This is a genomic window from Salmonella sp. 5800 (assembly GCF_046558195.1).
Lineage (GTDB): Bacteria > Pseudomonadota > Gammaproteobacteria > Enterobacterales > Enterobacteriaceae > Salmonella > Salmonella enterica.
This window is the reverse complement of record NZ_JBGDOX010000003.1, coordinates 308,294-328,283: the sequence shown is the minus strand read 5'-3', so window position 1 is coordinate 328,283 and position 19,990 is coordinate 308,294. Positions and strand designations below refer to the sequence as shown.

The 19,990-nt window shown below is 53.2% G+C and carries 18 protein-coding genes and 2 tRNA genes; 17 read left to right on the top strand and 3 right to left on the bottom strand.

The window, feature by feature from the left end:
• Positions 1-169: 169 nt before the first annotated feature.
• The 4 genes from rplU to cgtA all read left to right on the top strand — a co-directional run bounded on the left by rplU (position 170) and on the right by cgtA (position 3,041).
• Positions 170-481: a 50S ribosomal protein L21 gene (gene rplU / locus ACLJZ5_RS08880; protein WP_000271396.1), complete on the top strand. Its 312-nt coding sequence runs from the start codon at positions 170-172 to the stop codon at positions 479-481.
• 19 nt (positions 482-500) lie between these two features.
• Positions 501-758 carry a 50S ribosomal protein L27 gene (gene rpmA, locus ACLJZ5_RS08875; RefSeq protein ID WP_000940593.1) on the top strand — a complete coding sequence of 86 codons (258 nt, stop codon included), beginning with the start codon at positions 501-503 and terminating at the stop codon, positions 756-758.
• 129 nt (positions 759-887) lie between these two features.
• Positions 888-1,853 (top strand): DMT family transporter, encoded by a 966-nt coding sequence (locus tag ACLJZ5_RS08870; protein WP_000813052.1) that lies wholly within the window; start codon positions 888-890, stop codon positions 1,851-1,853.
• A 15-nt stretch (positions 1,854-1,868) separates the two neighbouring features.
• Entirely contained in the window at positions 1,869-3,041 is a 1,173-nt protein-coding gene (gene cgtA / locus ACLJZ5_RS08865; protein WP_000673556.1) for an Obg family GTPase CgtA, read from the top strand.
• A 130-nt stretch (positions 3,042-3,171) separates the two neighbouring features.
• Here cgtA and dacB read toward each other — a convergent pair whose 3' ends face one another.
• Positions 3,172-4,605: a serine-type D-Ala-D-Ala carboxypeptidase gene (gene dacB / locus ACLJZ5_RS08860; protein ID WP_001212675.1), complete on the bottom strand. Its 1,434-nt coding sequence runs from the start codon at positions 4,603-4,605 to the stop codon at positions 3,172-3,174.
• A gap of 247 nt (positions 4,606-4,852) precedes the next feature.
• Between dacB and greA the strand changes: the two genes are divergently transcribed.
• Positions 4,853-5,329 carry a transcription elongation factor GreA gene (gene greA / locus ACLJZ5_RS08855; RefSeq protein WP_001148008.1) on the top strand — a complete coding sequence of 159 codons (477 nt, stop codon included), beginning with the start codon at positions 4,853-4,855 and terminating at the stop codon, positions 5,327-5,329.
• Between the two features lie 155 nt (positions 5,330-5,484).
• Here the strand turns inward: greA and yhbY are convergent, their stop codons facing one another.
• Positions 5,485-5,778, bottom strand: a complete 294-nt coding sequence (yhbY, locus tag ACLJZ5_RS08850; RefSeq protein ID WP_001592995.1) for a ribosome assembly RNA-binding protein YhbY — start codon at positions 5,776-5,778, stop codon at positions 5,485-5,487.
• A gap of 126 nt (positions 5,779-5,904) precedes the next feature.
• Here yhbY and rlmE point away from each other — a divergent pair, with 126 nt between their 5' ends.
• From rlmE to ACLJZ5_RS08820, 6 genes are all read left to right on the top strand, one after another.
• Positions 5,905-6,531 (top strand): 23S rRNA (uridine(2552)-2'-O)-methyltransferase RlmE, encoded by a 627-nt coding sequence (rlmE, locus tag ACLJZ5_RS08845; RefSeq protein ID WP_000145974.1) that lies wholly within the window; start codon positions 5,905-5,907, stop codon positions 6,529-6,531.
• 103 nt (positions 6,532-6,634) lie between these two features.
• Positions 6,635-8,569 (top strand): ATP-dependent zinc metalloprotease FtsH, encoded by a 1,935-nt coding sequence (ftsH, locus tag ACLJZ5_RS08840; protein ID WP_001107480.1) that lies wholly within the window; start codon positions 6,635-6,637, stop codon positions 8,567-8,569.
• 104 nt (positions 8,570-8,673) lie between these two features.
• Complete coding sequence (gene folP, locus ACLJZ5_RS08835; protein WP_024797483.1) at positions 8,674-9,522, top strand: dihydropteroate synthase; 849 nt, start codon at positions 8,674-8,676, stop codon at positions 9,520-9,522.
• Entirely contained in the window at positions 9,515-10,852 is a 1,338-nt protein-coding gene (glmM, locus tag ACLJZ5_RS08830) for a phosphoglucosamine mutase (protein WP_000071169.1), read from the top strand. The genes folP and glmM overlap by 8 nt, the downstream gene beginning before the upstream one ends.
• Before the next feature lie 222 nt (positions 10,853-11,074).
• On the top strand, positions 11,075-11,407 hold the full coding sequence (gene secG / locus ACLJZ5_RS08825) for a preprotein translocase subunit SecG (RefSeq protein WP_000272680.1): 333 nt from the start codon (positions 11,075-11,077) through the stop codon (positions 11,405-11,407).
• 13 nt (positions 11,408-11,420) lie between these two features.
• Positions 11,421-11,507 (top strand) — tRNA-Leu (locus ACLJZ5_RS08820).
• 197 nt (positions 11,508-11,704) lie between these two features.
• On the opposite strand, the gene argG is transcribed toward ACLJZ5_RS08820, so the two are convergent.
• Complete coding sequence (gene argG / locus ACLJZ5_RS08815; RefSeq protein WP_024797482.1) at positions 11,705-13,048, bottom strand: argininosuccinate synthase; 1,344 nt, start codon at positions 13,046-13,048, stop codon at positions 11,705-11,707.
• A gap of 343 nt (positions 13,049-13,391) precedes the next feature.
• On the opposite strand from argG, the gene ACLJZ5_RS08810 reads away from it, so the two are divergent.
• From ACLJZ5_RS08810 to truB, 6 genes are all read left to right on the top strand, one after another.
• Positions 13,392-13,468 (top strand) — tRNA-Met (locus ACLJZ5_RS08810).
• Positions 13,469-13,675: 207 nt separating this feature from the next.
• Positions 13,676-14,128 (top strand): ribosome maturation factor RimP, encoded by a 453-nt coding sequence (gene rimP / locus ACLJZ5_RS08805; RefSeq protein WP_000105461.1) that lies wholly within the window; start codon positions 13,676-13,678, stop codon positions 14,126-14,128.
• A 27-nt stretch (positions 14,129-14,155) separates the two neighbouring features.
• Entirely contained in the window at positions 14,156-15,658 is a 1,503-nt protein-coding gene (nusA, locus tag ACLJZ5_RS08800) for a transcription termination factor NusA (protein WP_001031038.1), read from the top strand.
• A gap of 24 nt (positions 15,659-15,682) precedes the next feature.
• Positions 15,683-18,361 (top strand): translation initiation factor IF-2, encoded by a 2,679-nt coding sequence (gene infB / locus ACLJZ5_RS08795; protein ID WP_000133064.1) that lies wholly within the window; start codon positions 15,683-15,685, stop codon positions 18,359-18,361.
• Positions 18,362-18,512: 151 nt separating this feature from the next.
• Positions 18,513-18,914 (top strand): 30S ribosome-binding factor RbfA, encoded by a 402-nt coding sequence (rbfA, locus tag ACLJZ5_RS08790; RefSeq protein WP_001040199.1) that lies wholly within the window; start codon positions 18,513-18,515, stop codon positions 18,912-18,914.
• Positions 18,914-19,858 carry a tRNA pseudouridine(55) synthase TruB gene (gene truB / locus ACLJZ5_RS08785; RefSeq protein WP_000089674.1) on the top strand — a complete coding sequence of 315 codons (945 nt, stop codon included), beginning with the start codon at positions 18,914-18,916 and terminating at the stop codon, positions 19,856-19,858. The genes rbfA and truB overlap by 1 nt, the downstream gene beginning before the upstream one ends.
• Positions 19,859-19,990: the final 132 nt, after the last annotated feature.

Below are 19,990 nucleotides of genomic sequence, written 5' to 3'. Positions count from 1 at the left end.
GAAAAAACGCCGCAGATAAACGTTACCGTATGCGTTGTGTTTTTTTTCTTCATGTATTGATGGTAGCACTTGTCAAAGCCGTGCAATTTGCGTAATATTCGCGCCCTATTGTGAATATTTATAGCGCGCTCTGAATCATTGAAAGGTGTGCGCGGAAGCGGAGTTTTTTATGTACGCGGTTTTCCAAAGTGGTGGTAAACAACACCGAGTAAGCGAAGGTCAGACCGTTCGCCTGGAAAAGCTGGACATCGCAACTGGCGAAACTATCGAGTTCGCTGAAGTTCTGATGATCGCAAACGGTGAAGAAGTCAAAATCGGCGTTCCTTTCGTTGATGGCGGCGTAATCAAAGCTGAAGTTGTTGCCCACGGTCGTGGCGAGAAAGTTAAAATCGTTAAGTTTCGTCGCCGTAAACACTACCGTAAGCAGCAGGGCCATCGTCAGTGGTTCACTGATGTGAAAATTACCGGCATCAGCGCTTAAGATTAGGGGAGCAGATTAAATGGCACATAAAAAGGCTGGCGGCTCGACTCGTAACGGTCGCGATTCTGAAGCTAAACGTCTGGGCGTAAAACGCTTTGGCGGTGAAGCAGTTCTGGCAGGCAGCATCATCGTTCGTCAACGTGGTACTAAATTCCACGCTGGCACCAACGTTGGTTGCGGTCGTGACCACACTCTGTTTGCTAAAGCAGACGGTAAAGTGAAATTCGAAGTTAAAGGCCCGAAAAACCGTAAATACATCAGCATCGTTGCTGAGTAAGTTTTTTGTGGTCCGGTAACGGATGAAAGCCCCGCACCTGTTGCGGGGCTTTTTACATTCGATGGCCGACTAAAATATACCCGTGTGGCTGTGTGAATGCCGTTAACGGGTCTTTGCAGGGAACACGGCATGAAGCAGCAGGCAGGCATTGGCATTCTTTTAGCGCTCACTACCGCGATGTGCTGGGGAGCGTTGCCAATAGCAATGAAGCAAGTGCTGGAGGTGATGGAGCCTTCAACCATTGTCTTCTACCGCTTCTTAATGGCCAGTATTGGCCTCGGGGCGATACTGGCAGTAAAAAGAAAGCTGCCGCCGCTGCGTATTTTTCGTAAGCCGCGCTGGTTGGTGTTATTGGCGATAGCGACCTGCGGACTGTTCGGTAATTTCATTTTGTTCAGTTCTTCCCTGCAATATTTAAGCCCAACCGCGTCGCAGGTTATCGGCCAGCTCTCGCCGGTTGGCATGATGGTCGCCAGCGTCTTTATTCTGAAAGAAAAGATGCGCGGTACGCAGGTGATTGGCGCGCTGATGTTATTGAGCGGGCTGGTGATGTTTTTTAACACCAGTCTGATCGAGATTTTTACCCGACTGACCGACTACACCTGGGGCGTTATTTTTGGCGTAGGCGCGGCGATGGTGTGGGTGAGCTATGGCGTGGCGCAAAAAGTATTATTGCGACGTCTGGCCTCGCAGCAGATCCTGTTTTTACTGTACACTTTATGTACGATAGCGCTCTTGCCGCTGGCAAAACCGATGGTGATAGCGCAACTGAGCGACTGGCAGCTCGCCTGTTTGATTTTCTGCGGGCTAAATACGCTGGTAGGATATGGCGCCCTGGCGGAAGCGATGGCGCGTTGGCAGGCGGCGCAGGTGAGCGCGATAATCACGCTTACACCGCTATTTACCCTGCTGTTTTCAGATCTTTTATCTATGGCCTGGCCCGATTTCTTCGCCAGACCGATGTTAAACCTTTTAGGTTATCTCGGTGCGTTTGTCGTGGTTGCGGGCGCGATGTATTCCGCCATTGGTCATCGTATTTGGGGCGGTTTACGTAAGCATGAAACGGTGGTTTCGCAACCCCGCTCAGGCGAATGATTTACGGAGAATAAAATGAAGTTTGTTGATGAAGCATCGATTCTGGTCGTTGCAGGCGATGGCGGTAATGGCTGTGTGAGCTTCCGCCGCGAAAAATATATCCCGAAAGGCGGCCCGGACGGCGGTGATGGCGGCGACGGCGGCGACGTCTGGATGGAAGCCGATGAAAACCTGAATACGCTGATCGATTACCGCTTTGAAAAATCGTTCCGCGCTGAACGTGGTCAGAATGGCGCGAGCCGCGACTGTACCGGTAAACGCGGTAAAGACGTGACCATTAAAGTGCCGGTCGGTACGCGCGTTATCGACCAGGGAACCGGTGAAACGATGGGCGACATGACCAAACACGGTCAGCGTCTGTTGGTCGCGAAGGGCGGCTGGCATGGGTTAGGCAATACCCGTTTTAAATCCTCGGTTAACCGTACGCCGCGCCAGAAAACCAATGGTACGCCGGGCGATAAGCGCGACCTGCTGCTGGAACTGATGCTGCTGGCGGATGTCGGGATGCTGGGGATGCCAAACGCCGGTAAATCAACGTTCATTCGCGCGGTATCGGCAGCAAAACCGAAAGTCGCGGACTATCCGTTTACCACGCTGGTGCCGAGCCTGGGCGTGGTACGTATGGACAGCGAAAAGAGTTTTGTGGTGGCTGACATTCCGGGGTTGATCGAAGGCGCGGCGGAAGGCGCGGGCCTGGGGATTCGCTTCCTGAAGCACCTCGAACGTTGCCGCGTACTGCTGCACCTCATTGATATCGATCCGATCGACGGTTCCGATCCGGTGGAAAACGCCCGTATCATTATTGGCGAACTGGAAAAATACAGCCAGGATCTGGCGGCTAAACCGCGCTGGTTAGTGTTCAACAAGATCGATCTGATGGATAAAACCGAAGCGGAAGAGAAAGCGAAAGCGATCGCCGAAGCGTTGGGCTGGGAAGGGAAATACTATCTGATTTCCGCTGCCAGTCAGCTAGGGGTGAAAGATCTCTGCTGGGATGTGATGACCTTTATCATCGAGAATCCGATCGCGCAGGCTGAAGAAGCAAAACAGCCGGAAAAAGTCGAGTTCATGTGGGACGATTATCATCGCCAGCAGTTGGCTGAAGTGGAAGAAGACGCAGACGATGACTGGGATGACGACTGGGATGAAGACGACGAAGAAGGCGTCGAGTTCATCTACAAACGTTAATCTCGTAGCCGGATGGCGCTAACGCTTATCCGGCCTACAAAAGCCAACGGGCCACATTTGCGGCCCGTTTTATTATGTTCGTTGTAGGCCGGATAAGACGCGTTAGCGCCGCCATCCGGCAATAATGCACTCAGTTATTCTGATAAATATCCTTATACAACCGACTCTCGAAGCGTACCAGCGGGATTCGGCGATTACGCTGATCGGCAGGTGGAACCGCGTAGCCGGACAAATACTGTACAAATGCCATCCGTTGCCCGCTTGCGGTGGTAATAAAGCCCGCCAGGTTGTACACGCCCTGCAGCGACCCGGTTTTCGCCGAAACCTTACCGTCTACGCCCGCCTGATGCAGCCCGGCGCGGTATTGCAATGAACCATCATAGCCCGCCAGCGGCAGCATAGAGATAAAGTTCAGCTCGTTATCGTGTTGGGCGATATATTGCAGCACCTGCATCATCGTGGCGGGAGCGATCAGGTTATGGCGAGAAAGACCGGAACCGTCGGCAATAATGGTATTGCCGATATCAATTCCCGCCTGTTGGCGCAGGATCTGGCGAACGGCATCCGATCCCGCCCGCCAGGTGCCAGGCACGTTAAACCTGACATGACCAATCATCCGAAAAACAGTATCGGCGATCATGTTGTCTGACTTTTTCAGCATAATCTTAAGCAGATCGTGCAGTGGCGCCGACTGTTTACTGGCGACGATCGTTCCGGGCTCGTTAACCTGCGTCTGGCGCAGCAGCGTGCCGCGGTAAGTTATCCCGGCCTCTTTCAGTTCCTGCTTGAGGATCGCGCCCGCGTAGCTGGCGCCGTCCTGAATAGCAAAGGCCAGCGGCAGCGGGTCGGCGCGCTGTGGTAAACAGCCGGTAAGCGTATAACGGTTCAAATCGCCAGGCACAACATCCAGCTCGCAATACTGCGCGTCTGCCGAACCGCGCGGCAGAGTCCGTACCTGGCTGAACATCGTTACCGGATAATAAGAGGCCACGCGAATAAAGGCTAAATCGTTTGGTTTTTGCGCGCTATAAAGCGACACAGAAAAACAGTTGCGGTCAACAATGGCGGCGGCGGGAGGCGCGCTGAAACACTGCGTCAGGTCGTTCCACGGCCAGCCTGGCGCTTTATCGTGGCTGGCGAAAATCGACGTGTCGATAAGCACATTACCGTCGATTTGCGTGACGCCTGACTTTTTCAGCGTCGCGACCATATTGCGAATATCCTGACGTCTTAGCGTTGGATCGCCACCGAATCGCGCAATTAAGTCACCTTTCAGGATGCCGTTATCGACGTTGCCTTTAGTCTCCAGCGTGGTCGTAAAACGGAAATCCGGGCCGAGTTGAATCAGCGCCGCCAGCGCGGTAATCACCTTTTGGGTACTGGCGGGAAGCGCCATCTGCTGACTATGATAATCAATAGCCGGCGCGGGCGCGCCAATCTTTTGCACCATCAGCGCGAGGTTGGCGCCGGCCGGAAGCTGTTTGATGTATTCGTCAATATTCGCGGCCTGAACGCTGAACGCTATACTGGTGGTCAATCCGATGATAAATCTGGAAAATCGCATAATCTCGCGCTAACACCCTGGAAACAAGCCGTCATACTACGGCGCAACGCCCTAAAAAGTAAACGATGACCCATAGGGAACTCCAGGGTAAAATGGTTATCAAAGAGGAAATTGTAGCTGACCTGGGACTGCGCGCCCGGGTTGGTGTTTTTTTGCTTCTGACCCTGGTATGGCATATGCCGGGGCTGGCTTAGCAGCCGGGGTAGAGTTCATTGCCCCCTACAGGAATGTTCAAGAGGTATAACAAATGCAAGCTATTCCGATGACCTTACGCGGAGCCGAAAAACTGCGCGAAGAGCTGGATTTTCTGAAATCTGTGCGCCGTCCTGAAATCATCGCCGCTATCGCCGAAGCGCGCGAACATGGCGATTTAAAAGAAAACGCGGAGTATCATGCTGCACGCGAACAGCAGGGTTTCTGCGAAGGGCGCATTAAAGATATCGAAGCAAAACTGTCGAATGCGCAGGTGATTGATGTCACTAAAATGCCGAACAATGGTCGCGTGATTTTCGGCGCTACCGTCACGGTGCTGAACCTGGACACCGACGAAGAGCAGACCTATCGTATTGTTGGCGATGATGAGGCGGATTTTAAGCAAAATCTCATTTCGGTAAACTCGCCAATCGCTCGCGGCCTGATCGGCAAAGAGCAGGATGACGTCGTGGTGATCAAAACGCCTGGCGGTGATGTGGAATACGAAGTGCTTAAAGTGGAATACCTTTAAGCAGTACTCAATACGCAAATTGTTGGTGTATTGTAAAGAAAGGAAAAAGGCCGCATAGCGGCCTTTTATCAACGGAGAGAGCGTGGCATTTTGCTCTCCTGCTCGTGGAAAACCCCTCGTTTTACACAGATTTTGTGTTCGACTTTAGGATATCCTTAACGCGGCAGCGAGATTTTACGCTCTTTAGTTGGGCGATACAGCACCAGCGTTTTACCGATGACCTGTACGTTACAGGCGCCGGTTTCGCGCACGATAGCGTCCACGATCAAGGTTTTTGTTTCGCGATCTTCCGAGGCGATTTTCACCTTGATAAGTTCATGGTGCTCTAACGCTTGTTCAATCTCGGCCAGTACCCCTTCGGTCAAACCATTATTGCCAAGCATAACAACAGGCTTGAGCGGATGTGCCAGACCTTTTAGGTGCTGTTTTTGTTTAGTACTCAGATTCATCGTATATTTTTGCTTACGTTGGGATTGAAAACGGGTCATTCTACCGCCATCTCCCTTATATCGCCAAATAGGCGTGTAGAAATTTACGCCATTGGCTACGATGAACTGCCCCGACGGGAAAGTTAAATGACAGGTAAAAAGCGTTCTGCCAGCTCAAGCCGCTGGCTTCAGGAACACTTTAGCGATAAATATGTTCAACAGGCGCAGAAAAAGGGGCTACGCTCCCGTGCCTGGTTTAAACTTGATGAAATACAGCAAAGTGACAAACTTTTTAAGCCGGGAATGACGGTAGTCGATCTCGGCGCTGCGCCAGGAGGCTGGTCACAGTATGTGGTCACGCAGATTGGCGGCAAAGGCCGCATCATCGCTTGTGATCTTTTACCTATGGATCCTATCGTTGGTGTGGACTTTCTTCAGGGCGATTTTCGTGATGAACTTGTCATGAAAGCGTTACTGGAACGCGTGGGTGACAGTAAAGTACAAGTTGTCATGTCGGATATGGCACCAAACATGAGCGGAACACCGGCGGTGGATATCCCCCGCGCCATGTATCTGGTGGAGCTGGCGTTAGAGATGTGCCGCGATGTGCTGGCGCCAGGCGGAAGTTTTGTAGTGAAGGTGTTCCAGGGCGAAGGTTTCGATGAGTATCTAAGGGAAATTCGCTCCCTGTTTACGAAGGTTAAAGTTCGTAAGCCGGACTCTTCGCGTGCGCGTTCGCGTGAAGTGTACATTGTAGCGACCGGGCGAAAGTGATAACCGGCAGATTTCAGACGTAAGGTTTGAAAGAAACTGGATATAGAGTATCCTGACGCTGTTTTTAACACAGTTGTAATAAGAGGTTAATCCCTTGAGTGACATGGCGAAAAACCTAATACTCTGGCTGGTCATTGCCGTTGTGCTGATGTCAGTATTCCAGAGCTTTGGGCCCAGCGAGTCTAATGGCCGTAAGGTGGATTACTCTACCTTCCTGCAAGAGGTCAATCAGGACCAGGTTCGCGAAGCGCGTATCAACGGACGTGAGATCAACGTTACCAAGAAAGATAGTAACCGTTACACGACTTACATTCCGATTAATGATCCGAAGCTGCTTGATAACCTGCTGACTAAAAACGTCAAGGTTGTTGGCGAACCACCTGAAGAGCCAAGCCTGCTGGCTTCTATCTTCATTTCCTGGTTCCCGATGCTGTTGCTGATCGGCGTCTGGATCTTCTTCATGCGTCAGATGCAGGGCGGCGGTGGCAAAGGCGCCATGTCGTTCGGTAAGAGCAAGGCGCGTATGCTGACGGAAGATCAGATCAAAACCACGTTTGCTGACGTTGCGGGTTGTGACGAAGCGAAAGAAGAAGTGGCGGAACTGGTTGAATACCTGCGTGAACCGAGCCGTTTCCAGAAGCTGGGCGGTAAAATTCCGAAAGGCGTCCTGATGGTCGGCCCGCCGGGTACCGGTAAAACCCTGCTGGCAAAAGCCATTGCGGGTGAAGCGAAGGTGCCGTTCTTTACGATTTCCGGTTCTGACTTTGTGGAAATGTTCGTCGGTGTCGGCGCGTCTCGTGTGCGTGACATGTTCGAACAGGCCAAGAAAGCGGCGCCGTGCATTATCTTCATCGATGAAATCGACGCCGTCGGTCGCCAGCGTGGCGCAGGTCTTGGCGGCGGTCACGATGAACGTGAGCAGACGTTGAACCAGATGCTGGTTGAGATGGACGGCTTCGAAGGTAACGAAGGTATCATCGTTATCGCCGCAACTAACCGTCCGGACGTCCTTGACCCGGCGCTGCTGCGTCCTGGTCGTTTCGACCGTCAGGTGGTGGTAGGCCTGCCGGATGTTCGCGGTCGTGAGCAGATTCTGAAGGTGCATATGCGTCGCGTACCGTTAGCGACGGATATTGATGCGGCGATCATTGCGCGCGGTACGCCGGGCTTCTCCGGTGCGGACCTGGCGAACCTGGTCAACGAAGCGGCGCTGTTTGCCGCACGCGGCAACAAACGCGTAGTGTCGATGGTTGAGTTCGAGAAAGCGAAAGACAAAATCATGATGGGTGCCGAACGTCGCTCCATGGTGATGACGGAAGCGCAGAAAGAGTCGACCGCGTACCACGAAGCGGGCCACGCGATTATCGGTCGCCTGGTGCCGGAACACGATCCGGTGCACAAAGTGACGATTATCCCGCGCGGTCGTGCGCTGGGCGTGACCTTCTTCCTGCCTGAAGGCGACGCGATCAGCGCCAGCCGTCAGAAACTGGAAAGCCAGATCTCCACCCTGTACGGCGGTCGTCTGGCGGAAGAGATCATCTACGGTGCCGAACATGTTTCTACCGGGGCGTCGAACGATATTAAAGTCGCGACTAACCTGGCGCGTAACATGGTGACTCAGTGGGGCTTCTCCGACAAACTTGGTCCGCTGCTGTATGCGGAAGAAGAGGGCGAAGTGTTCCTCGGCCGTAGCGTCGCAAAAGCGAAACATATGTCTGATGAAACTGCGCGTATCATCGACCAGGAAGTGAAAGCGCTGATTGAACGTAACTACAATCGCGCTCGTCAGATCCTGACTGACAATATGGATATTCTGCACGCGATGAAAGATGCGCTGATGAAATATGAAACCATCGATGCGCCGCAGATTGATGACCTGATGGCGCGTCGTGAAGTGCGTCCGCCTGCGGGCTGGGAAGATCCAAACGGCACCAATAACTCTGACAGCAATGGTACGCCTCAGGCGCCGCGTCCGGTTGATGAACCACGCACGCCGAACCCGGGCAACACGATGTCAGAGCAGCTGGGCGACAAATAAGCATTTGTTGTACAACATTATGTTTAGCGCTCACCGAAACCCTGGGGCTTGCCCCGGGGTTTTTCTTTTTTTAACTCACCATAAATAAAACAGGGATTTTGACCATGAAACTCTTCGCTCAGGGCGCCACGCTCGATCTCACTCATCCGCATGTTATGGGTATCCTGAACGTAACGCCGGATTCGTTCTCCGACGGCGGCGCGCATAACACGCTGATTGAGGCGGTGAAACATGCGAATTTAATGGTGAATGCCGGGGCGACAATTATTGATGTGGGGGGGGAATCAACGCGACCAGGCGCGGCGGAAGTGAGCGTGGAAGAAGAGCTGGATCGCGTTATTCCGGTACTGGAAGCAATCGCGCAACGTTTTGAAGTGTGGATTTCTGTGGATACCTCTAAACCCAAGGTGATCCGTGAAGCGGCAAGGGCGGGCGCGCATATTATCAATGATGTCCGTTCGCTCTCCGAGCCCGGCGCGTTGGAAGCGGCAGCGGAAACCGGCTTGCCGGTCAGTCTTATGCACATGCAGGGCAACCCCAAAACCATGCAGGAGGCGCCGAAATATGACGATGTCTTTGCCGAGGTGAATCGCTACTTTATTGAGCAAATAGCACGTTGTGAGAAGGCCGGCATCGCAAAAGAGAAATTGTTGCTCGACCCCGGATTCGGTTTCGGTAAAAATCTCTCTCACAATTATACCTTACTGGCGCGACTGGGTGAGTTTCATCATTTTAATCTGCCGCTGCTGGTGGGCATGTCACGTAAAACGATGGTTGGTCAGTTACTTAACGTGGGACCATCAGACCGTCTGAACGGCAGCCTTGCGTGCGCGGTAATTGCCGCGATGCAGGGTGCGCAGATCATTCGCGTCCATGACGTCAAAGAAACCGTAGAGGCGATGCGGGTGGTAGAAGCCACTCTGTCTGCAAAGGGAAACAAACGCTATGAGTAATCGTAAATATTTCGGTACCGATGGGATTCGCGGACGTGTAGGCAATGCCCCCATTACACCTGATTTCGTGCTTAAACTGGGTTGGGCTGCCGGAAAAGTGCTGGCGCGTCATGGCTCGCGTAAAATCATTATCGGTAAAGATACGCGTATTTCCGGCTATATGCTGGAGTCCGCGCTGGAGGCGGGCCTTGCCGCTGCGGGGTTGTCGGCCTCGTTTACCGGACCTATGCCAACGCCAGCCGTCGCCTATCTGACGCGGACTTTCCGCGCGGAGGCGGGTATCGTTATCTCGGCTTCGCATAACCCGTTCTATGATAACGGCATTAAATTCTTCTCTATCGACGGTACGAAACTGCCTGACGATGTGGAAGAAGCCATCGAAGCCGAAATGGAAAAAGAGATCACCTGCGTAGACTCCGCCGAGCTGGGGAAAGCGAGCCGCATCGTCGACGCCGCCGGACGCTATATTGAGTTCTGTAAAGGCACCTTCCCGAACGAACTGAGCCTCAACGGTCTGAAAGTGGTTGTGGATTGCGCCAACGGCGCTACCTACCATATCGCGCCAAATGTGCTGCGCGAGCTGGGCGCGACCGTTATCGCTATTGGCTGTGAGCCAAACGGCGTCAACATTAACGAAGAAGTGGGCGCGACCGACGTGCGCGCGTTGCAGGCGCGCGTGTTGGCGGAGAAGGCGGACCTCGGCATTGCGCTTGACGGCGACGGCGACCGGGTCATCATGGTTGACCATGAAGGCAATAAAGTCGATGGCGATCAGATCATGTATATCATCGCGCGCGAAGGGCTGCGCCAGGGGCAACTGCGCGGCGGCGCGGTGGGAACGCTGATGAGCAATATGGGGCTGGAGCTGGCGCTCAAGCAGCTTGGCATTCCGTTTGCCCGGGCGAAAGTGGGCGACCGCTACGTGCTGGAAAAATTGCAGGAAAAAGGTTGGCGCATCGGCGCGGAAAACTCTGGTCACGTTATTCTGCTGGATAAAACGACCACTGGCGACGGTATTGTGGCGGGGCTACAAGTTCTGGCGGCGATGGTGCGTAATCATATGAGTCTGCACGATCTGTGCAGCGGTATGAAAATGTTCCCGCAGATTCTGGTTAACGTGCGTTACACCGCCGGTAGCGGCGATCCGCTGGAAAATGAAGCGGTGAAAGCGGTAACGGCGGACGTAGAAGCCACGCTCGGCAATCGTGGGCGGGTACTGCTACGTAAATCCGGTACCGAACCGTTGATTCGCGTGATGGTGGAAGGCGAGGATGAAGCGCAGGTTACGGCATTCGCCCATCGTATCGCGGATGCGGTAAAAGCCGTTTAAGCGTTTAAGTGACTAAAAAGGCGGCGGTTGCCGCCTTACTGCCCGCAAAAAACAACGCTTTTGCTGTTTTTTTCCGCAGTTGATACAATGCGCTTAAATTGCCCTTGCGAAGGTCATTCGCTTTGGTTAGTATTCACACCCGCTTCAGTGGGAAACAGTAAAAATCCCGCTTTATTGGTAGAAGCATTGGTACGCGGCAACTCCGCAAGGAACAGGTTGATTATGTACGAAGCTCTTTTAGTTGTTTTCCTTATTGTGGCAATTGGCCTTGTAGGTCTGATCATGCTGCAGCAAGGTAAAGGCGCTGATATGGGAGCCTCCTTCGGAGCAGGCGCTTCCGCTACGCTATTTGGTTCAAGTGGTTCTGGTAACTTCATGACCCGAATGACGGCGGTATTGGCGACGCTGTTCTTCATCATCAGTCTGGTGTTGGGTAATATCAATAGCAATAAAACCAATAAAGGAAGCGAGTGGGAAAATCTGAGCGCGCCGGCGAAGACCGAGCAGACTCAACCTGCTGCACCGGCCCAGCCGACCAGCGATATCCCGCGCTAATAGCAGTATCCGTGCCGAGGTGGTGGAATTGGTAGACACGCTACCTTGAGGTGGTAGTGCCCAATAGGGCTTACGGGTTCAAGTCCCGTCCTCGGTACCAATATTCCGAAAGAAAGACGCTGAAAAGCGTCTTTTTTTTCGTTTGTTATTTGTGGTTGTCTGTAGGTCGGATAAGGCGTTTACGCCGCCATCCGACATTATTACAACCCATGATGGCGCTACGTTTATCAGGCCTACAGACACCTTATATTCCGCGCATAAAAAAGGCCGCTTTCGCGGCCTTAAAATGATAAATGTTTACTTCGCTTTGTTTTCCAGATTCTCAACCAGCGGCAGACCGGTCGCGGAAGAGGCGGTTAACAGACCCGCTTTCGCGTAGCCGAACAGTTTCTCGCGGGTATCGGTAATGTCCAGATTACGCATGGTCAACTGACCGATACGATCGTCTGGTGAGAACACGGACTCGCCTTTCTCCATGGTCAGACGCTCAGCCTTATAGGTCAGGTTGTCAGACACCGTGTTCAGGATGGAGTAGTCGTTGCCGCGACGCAACTCGAGTGTGACCTCACCGGTAATCTGGCTGGCGACCCAACGTTGCAGGCCATCACGCAGCATCAGCGCCTGCGAGTCGAACCAGCGGCCCTGATACAGCAGTTTGCCCAACTGACGACCATGAGAGTGATATTGCTCAATGGTGTCTTCGTTGTGAATACCGGTCAACAGACGCTCGTAAGCGATGTGCAGCAGTGCCATTCCGGGGGCTTCATAAATACCGCGGCTTTTTGCTTCAATGATGCGGTTTTCAATTTGGTCGCTCATACCCAGGCCGTGACGGCCGCCGATGCGGTTCGCTTCCAGCATCATCTCAACATCATCGCTGAAGGTTTTGCCGTTCAGGGCTACAGGGTGGCCCTGCTCGAAGCGGACGATCACTTCTTCTGCCGGGATCTTCACGCTCTCGTCCCAGAACTTCACGCCCATAATCGGGTTGACGATCTTGACGCTGGAGTTCAGGAACTCGAGGTCTTTCGCTTCGTGCGTCGCGCCCAACATGTTGGAGTCGGTGGAGTAGGCTTTTTCGACTGACATCTTATAGTCGAAACCGCAGGCAATCATAAATTCAGACATCTCATGACGGCCGCCCAGCTCATCGATAAAGTCGGTATCCAGCCACGGTTTGTAAATCTGCAGCTCGGCGTTGGTCAGCAAGCCGTAACGATAGAAACGTTCAATATCGTTGCCTTTATAGGTGCTGCCGTCGCCCCAGATATTCACGCCGTCTTCTTTCATCGCGGCGACCAGCATCGTGCCGGTCACGGCACGGCCCAGCGGCGTGGTATTGAAATAGGTCAGTCCGCCAGTCGTATTATGGAAAGCGCCGCACTGAATCGCTGCGATCCCTTCTGCAACCAACTGCTTGCGGCAATCAATCAGGCGAGCATTCTCTGCGCCATACTCCATTGCGCGACGAGGAATGGCGTCATAGTCATCCTCATCCGGTTGTCCCAGATTCGCAGTATAGGCATATGGGACAGCTCCTTTTTGTCGCATCCACAGCAGTGCGGCGCTGGTGTCCAGACCGCCGGAAAAAGCGATACCAATACGTTGACCTGCTGGAAGATGCTTAAGAATCGTCGTCATAGAATAGAACCCTGCTTGATTGACTGATAATGAGATCGGTTTCTGCTTTAGTGCATTTTTATGCAAAATAAATGAGTTTTCATTTAATCATCTTTTAGCAGAGACAGGAAGCGTTTAGTGAAGGTTTACTGAAATAACGTTGTGAAATGCGTGTATAAGCCGGAGAGATGGGATGAGTATAACGAAGAGTGATATTCATTCATCTGCATATTGGGAATAGGGTTGACATAACTCATGCCTGGTCACTATACTGTGCGCAGATTTTACGTCCCGTCCTCGGTACCAAATCCCAGCAGTATTTGCAAATTTTGCCCAAAACGAGTAGAATTTGCCACGTTTCAGGCGCGGGGTGGAGCAGCCTGGTAGCTCGTCGGGCTCATAACCCGAAGGTCGTCGGTTCAAATCCGGCCCCCGCAACCACTTTCCCTTAGAGTTCTTTTTCAAATATACTGTGAAGATTATGTCCTTCGTAGCTGGATTTGAAAAAAATTCTTTCGGAAGGTACACCAGACCGCCGTTGCGGTTATAGGGTTCAGTTATCTAAAGCCCCGATTTATCGGGGTTTTTTGTTATCTGACTACAGAATAACTGGGCTTTAGGCCCTTTTTTTATGTCTTGGGGGTGGGCTTGTCCACATTAGAGCAAAAATTAACAGAGATGATTACAGCGCCAGTTGAAGCCTTAGGCTACGAGCTGGTCGGCATCGAATTTATTCGCGGTCGCACATCCACACTGCGCATCTATATTGATAGTGAAGATGGCATCAATGTTGATGATTGTGCTGATGTGAGCCACCAGGTAAGCGCGGTGCTGGACGTTGAAGATCCTATCTCCGTGGCTTACAACCTTGAAGTCTCGTCACCGGGTCTCGACCGTCCTATGTTCACTGCCGATCATTATGCGCGTTTCCAGGGTGAAGAAGTCGCGCTGGTTCTTCGCATGGCGGTACAGAACCGTCGCAAGTGGCAGGGCATTATCAAAGCGGTGGACGGTGAAATGATTACCGTCACAGTCGAAGGCAAAGATGAAGTGTTCGCGCTGAGTAATATCCAGAAGGCGAACCTGGTTCCCCACTTTTAACAGTCTGGATGAGGTGAAAAGCCCGCGATGAACAAAGAAATTTTGGCTGTTGTTGAAGCCGTCTCCAACGAAAAAGCGCTGCCACGCGAAAAAATTTTTGAAGCGCTGGAAAGTGCGCTGGCGACAGCAACAAAGAAAAAATATGAGCAGGAGATCGATGTTCGTGTAGAAATCGATCGTAAAAGCGGTGATTTTGATACTTTCCGCCGTTGGTTGATCGTTGAAGAAGTGACCATGCCGACGAAGGAAATTACGCTGGAAGCGGCGCGTTTTGAAGACGAAAGCCTGAATGTCGGCGACTATGTTGAAGATCAGATTGAATCTGTCACCTTTGACCGTATCACCACGCAGACTGCGAAACAGGTTATCGTACAGAAGGTCCGTGAAGCTGAACGCGCGATGGTTGTCGATCAGTTCCGCGACCAGGAAGGCGAAATCGTCACTGGCGTGGTGAAGAAAGTGAACCGCGACAATATCTCTCTGGAAATTAAATCCGAAGGGATGGCCGGTAACGCTGAAGCGGTGATTCTGCGTGAAGATATGCTGCCGCGCGAAAACTTCCGTCCTGGCGACCGTATTCGCGGCGTGCTGTATGCTGTTCGCCCGGAAGCGCGTGGCGCGCAGCTGTTCGTCACCCGTTCCAAGCCGGAAATGCTGATCGAACTGTTTCGCATCGAAGTGCCGGAAATCGGCGAAGAAGTGATTGAAATTAAAGCGGCGGCTCGCGATCCGGGCTCTCGTGCGAAAATCGCAGTGAAAACCAACGATAAACGTATCGATCCGGTCGGCGCTTGCGTGGGGATGCGCGGCGCGCGCGTTCAGGCGGTCTCTACCGAACTGGGCGGTGAGCGTATCGATATCGTGCTGTGGGATGATAACCCGGCGCAGTTCGTCATTAATGCGATGGCGCCGGCAGACGTCGCGTCTATCGTGGTGGACGAAGATAAACATACCATGGATATCGCCGTTGAAGCCGGTAATCTGGCGCAGGCGATCGGACGTAATGGTCAGAACGTCCGCCTGGCTTCGCAATTGAGCGGCTGGGAACTCAACGTAATGACCGTTGATGACTTGCAGGCTAAACATCAGGCTGAAGCACATGCCGCTATCGAGATCTTTACTAAATATCTTGATATTGATGAAGAGTTCGCGACCGTTCTGGTAGAAGAAGGTTTCTCCACGCTCGAAGAACTGGCCTATGTGCCAATGAAAGAACTGCTGGAAATTGACGGCCTTGATGAGCCGACCGTTGAAGCACTGCGCGAGCGTGCTAAAAACGCACTGGCCACTCTGGCGCAGGACCAGGAAGCAAGCCTCGGTGATAACAAACCGGCTGACGATCTGCTGAATCTGGAAGGATTAGATCGCGATATGGCTTTCAAACTGGCGGCTCGTGGTGTTTGTACGCTGGAAGATCTCGCCGACCAGGGCATTGATGATCTGGCTGATATCGAAGGGTTGACCGACGAAAAAGCCGGTGAGCTGATTATGGCTGCCCGTAATATTTGCTGGTTCGGCGACGAAGCGTAATAAACTGTAGCAGGAAGGAACAGCATGACAGATGTAACCCTAAAAGCGCTGGCCGCAGAGAGACAGGTTTCCGTGGATCGCCTGGTACAGCAGTTTGCTGATGCAGGTATCCGGAAATCTGCTGACGACTCTGTGTCCGCACAAGAAAAACAGACTTTACTGGCGCACCTGAACCGCGAAGCGGTTTCTGGTCCCGATAAACTGACGCTGCAGCGTAAGACGCGCAGCACCCTGAATATTCCTGGTACCGGTGGAAAAAGTAAATCGGTACAAATCGAAGTCCGCAAGAAGCGCACCTTTGTGAAACGCGATCCGCAAGAGGCTGAACGCCTGGCCGCGGAAGAGCAGGCGCAGCGTGAAGCGGAAGAGCAAGCCCGTCGTGAGGCAGAAGAACAGGCCAAACGCGAGGCGCAACAAAAAGCTGAACGCGAGGCCGCAGAACAAGCTAAGCGTGAAGCCGCTGAAAAAGCGAAACGTGAAGCTGCGGAAAAAGACAAAGTGAGCAATCAACAGACTGACGATATGACCAAAACCGCCCAGGCCGAAAAAGCCCGCCGTGAGAATGAAGCTGCAGAGCTGAAGCGTAAAGCGGAAGAAGAAGCACGTCGCAAACTCGAAGAAGAAGCGCGTCGTGTAGCAGAAGAAGCTCGCCGCATGGCGGAAGAAAACAAATGGACCGCAACGCCTGAGCCAGTAGAAGACACCAGTGACTATCATGTCACCACTTCTCAGCACGCGCGCCAGGCCGAAGACGAAAACGATCGTGAAGTAGAAGGCGGTCGTGGTCGTGGCCGTAATGCAAAAGCGGCGCGTCCGGCGAAAAAAGGCAAACATGCCGAATCCAAAGCCGATCGCGAAGAAGCGCGTGCTGCGGTTCGCGGCGGTAAAGGCGGCAAGCGTAAAGGATCTTCTTTACAGCAAGGCTTCCAGAAGCCCGCTCAGGCCGTTAACCGCGACGTGGTGATCGGTGAAACCATCACCGTTGGCGAACTGGCGAACAAGATGGCGGTGAAAGGTTCTCAGGTCATCAAAGCGATGATGAAGCTGGGCGCCATGGCCACCATCAACCAGGTCATCGACCAGGAAACCGCACAGCTGGTTGCCGAAGAGATGGGCCACAAAGTTATCCTGCGTCGTGAAAACGAACTGGAAGAAGCGGTAATGAGCGACCGTGATACCGGCGCTGCGGCTGAACCGCGCGCACCGGTTGTGACCATCATGGGCCACGTTGACCACGGTAAAACCTCTCTGCTGGACTACATTCGTTCCACGAAAGTGGCCTCTGGCGAAGCGGGCGGCATTACCCAGCACATCGGTGCCTACCACGTTGAAACTGACAACGGGATGATCACCTTCCTGGACACCCCGGGCCACGCCGCGTTTACTTCTATGCGTGCTCGCGGCGCCCAGGCAACGGATATCGTGGTTCTGGTGGTAGCGGCAGACGACGGCGTGATGCCGCAGACTATCGAAGCTATCCAGCACGCGAAAGCGGCAGGTGTGCCGGTCGTGGTTGCGGTGAACAAAATCGATAAGCCGGAAGCCGATCCGGATCGCGTTAAGAACGAACTGTCCCAGTACGGCATTCTGCCGGAAGAGTGGGGCGGCGAGAGCCAGTTCGTTCACGTGTCTGCGAAAGCAGGTACCGGTATCGACGAACTGCTGGACGCTATCCTGCTGCAGGCCGAAGTTCTGGAGCTGAAAGCGGTACGCAAAGGTATGGCGAGCGGTGCGGTTATCGAATCCTTCCTGGATAAAGGTCGTGGTCCGGTGGCTACCGTTCTGGTACGTGAAGGTACGCTGCATAAGGGCGATATCGTGCTGTGTGGCTTCGAATACGGTCGCGTGCGTGCGATGCGTAACGAACTGGGTCAGGAAGTGCTGGAAGCGGGTCCGTCCATTCCGGTGGAAATCCTCGGCCTGTCCGGCGTTCCGGCTGCGGGTGATGAAGTGACCGTCGTTCGTGACGAGAAGAAAGCGCGTGAAGTTGCTCTGTATCGTCAGGGTAAATTCCGTGAAGTTAAACTGGCTCGTCAGCAGAAATCTAAACTCGAGAACATGTTCGCCAATATGACCGAAGGCGAAGTTCACGAAGTGAACATCGTGCTGAAGGCCGACGTACAGGGTTCTGTGGAAGCGATCTCCGACTCCTTGCTGAAACTGTCTACCGACGAAGTGAAAGTGAAGATCATCGGTTCTGGCGTAGGTGGTATCACCGAAACCGACGCGACCCTGGCTGCGGCGTCTAACGCCATTCTGGTGGGCTTCAACGTTCGTGCTGACGCCTCTGCGCGTAAAGTGATCGAATCTGAAAGCCTGGATCTGCGTTACTACTCCGTCATCTATAACCTGATTGACGAAGTGAAAGCGGCGATGAGCGGTATGCTGTCTCCGGAACTGAAACAGCAGATCATCGGTCTGGCTGAAGTGCGCGATGTGTTCAAATCGCCGAAATTCGGCGCGATCGCGGGCTGTATGGTTACCGAAGGTACGATTAAACGCCATAACCCAATCCGCGTTCTGCGCGACAACGTGGTTATCTATGAAGGCGAGCTGGAATCCCTGCGCCGCTTCAAAGATGACGTTAACGAAGTCCGTAACGGCATGGAATGTGGTATCGGCGTGAAGAACTACAACGACGTTCGCGTTGGCGATATGATCGAAGTATTCGAAATCATCGAGATCCAACGTACCATCGCTTAAGGTTGGTTGGGTGTAGGCCGGATAAGGCGTTTACGTCGCCATCCGGCAATGTTATGCCTGATGGCGCTAGCGCTTATCAGGCCTACAGCCTGAATACCGTATTAATTTCAAAAAGGGGCTGATAGCCCCTTTTTTGTCTGGAGAATTTATTATGGCGAAAGAATTTGGTCGCCCGCAGCGCGTGGCCCAGGAGATGCAAAAAGAGATCGCAATCATCCTGCAGCGCGAAATTAAAGACCCGCGCCTGGGTATGATGACTACCGTCTCCGGTGTGGAAATGTCCCGTGACCTGGCCTATGCCAAAGTGTTTGTCACCTTTTTGAACGACAAAGATGAAGACGCAGTAAAAGCGGGCATCAAAGCGTTGCAGGAAGCGTCTGGTTTCATCCGCAGCTTGCTGGGTAAAGCGATGCGTCTGCGCATCGTGCCGGAACTGACCTTCTTCTACGACAACTCGCTGGTGGAAGGGATGCGTATGTCCAACCTGGTGACTAACGTGGTGAAACATGACGAAGAACGTCGTGTGAACCCGGACGACAGCAAGGAGGACTGATGAGTCGTCCTCGTCGTCGTGGCCGCGACATTCACGGCGTTCTGCTGCTGGATAAGCCGCAGGGTATGTCCAGCAATGACGTGCTGCAGAAAGTTAAGCGCATCTACAATGCCAACCGCGCCGGGCATACCGGCGCGCTGGACCCGCTGGCGACCGGCATGTTGCCGATTTGCCTCGGCGAAGCGACAAAATTTTCGCAGTACCTGCTGGATTCTGACAAACGCTATCGTGTTATTGCCCGTCTGGGGCAGCGCACGGATACCTCTGACGCCGATGGTCAAATCGTGCAGGAGCGTCCGGTGACTTTCAGCGCTGAGCAGCTTGCGAGCGCGCTGGAGACCTTTCGTGGGGATATCGAACAGATTCCCTCGATGTATTCGGCGCTGAAGTATCAGGGCAAGAAGCTGTACGAATATGCCCGCCAGGGTATCGAAGTGCCGCGCGAAGCCCGCCCGATTACTGTCTATGAGCTGCTGTTTATTCGCCATGAAGGTAACGAGCTGGAGCTGGAAGTTCATTGCTCCAAAGGCACCTATATTCGTACCATTATTGATGATTTAGGTGAGAAACTGGGCTGTGGCGCGCACGTAACCTACCTGCGTCGTCTGACGGTCAGCAAGTATCCGGTGGATCGTATGGTGACGCTGGAGCATTTGCAGACGCTGGTAGCACAGGCGGAGCAGCAGGGCGTTCCGGCGGCGCAGTTGCTCGATCCATTATTGATGCCAATGGACAGTCCAGCTTCGGACTATCCTGTTGTTAATCTGCCGTTAACATCTTCGGTATACTTCAAAAATGGCAACCCGGTTCGTACCACGGGCGCACCGTTGAAGGGACTGGTTCGTGTGACGGAAGGTGAAGACGATAAATTTATCGGTATGGGCGAAATTGACGACGAAGGCCGTGTCGCGCCTCGTCGGCTGGTAGTAGAGTACCCAGCGTAATGTCGCTTCGTCTTGCGATAAGAGAGCGCTGCGAGTAGAATACCGCCGCTTAACGTCGCGTAAATTATTTAACAGTTTACGCGGCGTACACTGGGATCGCTGAATTAGAGATCGGCGTCCTCTCATTCTTAA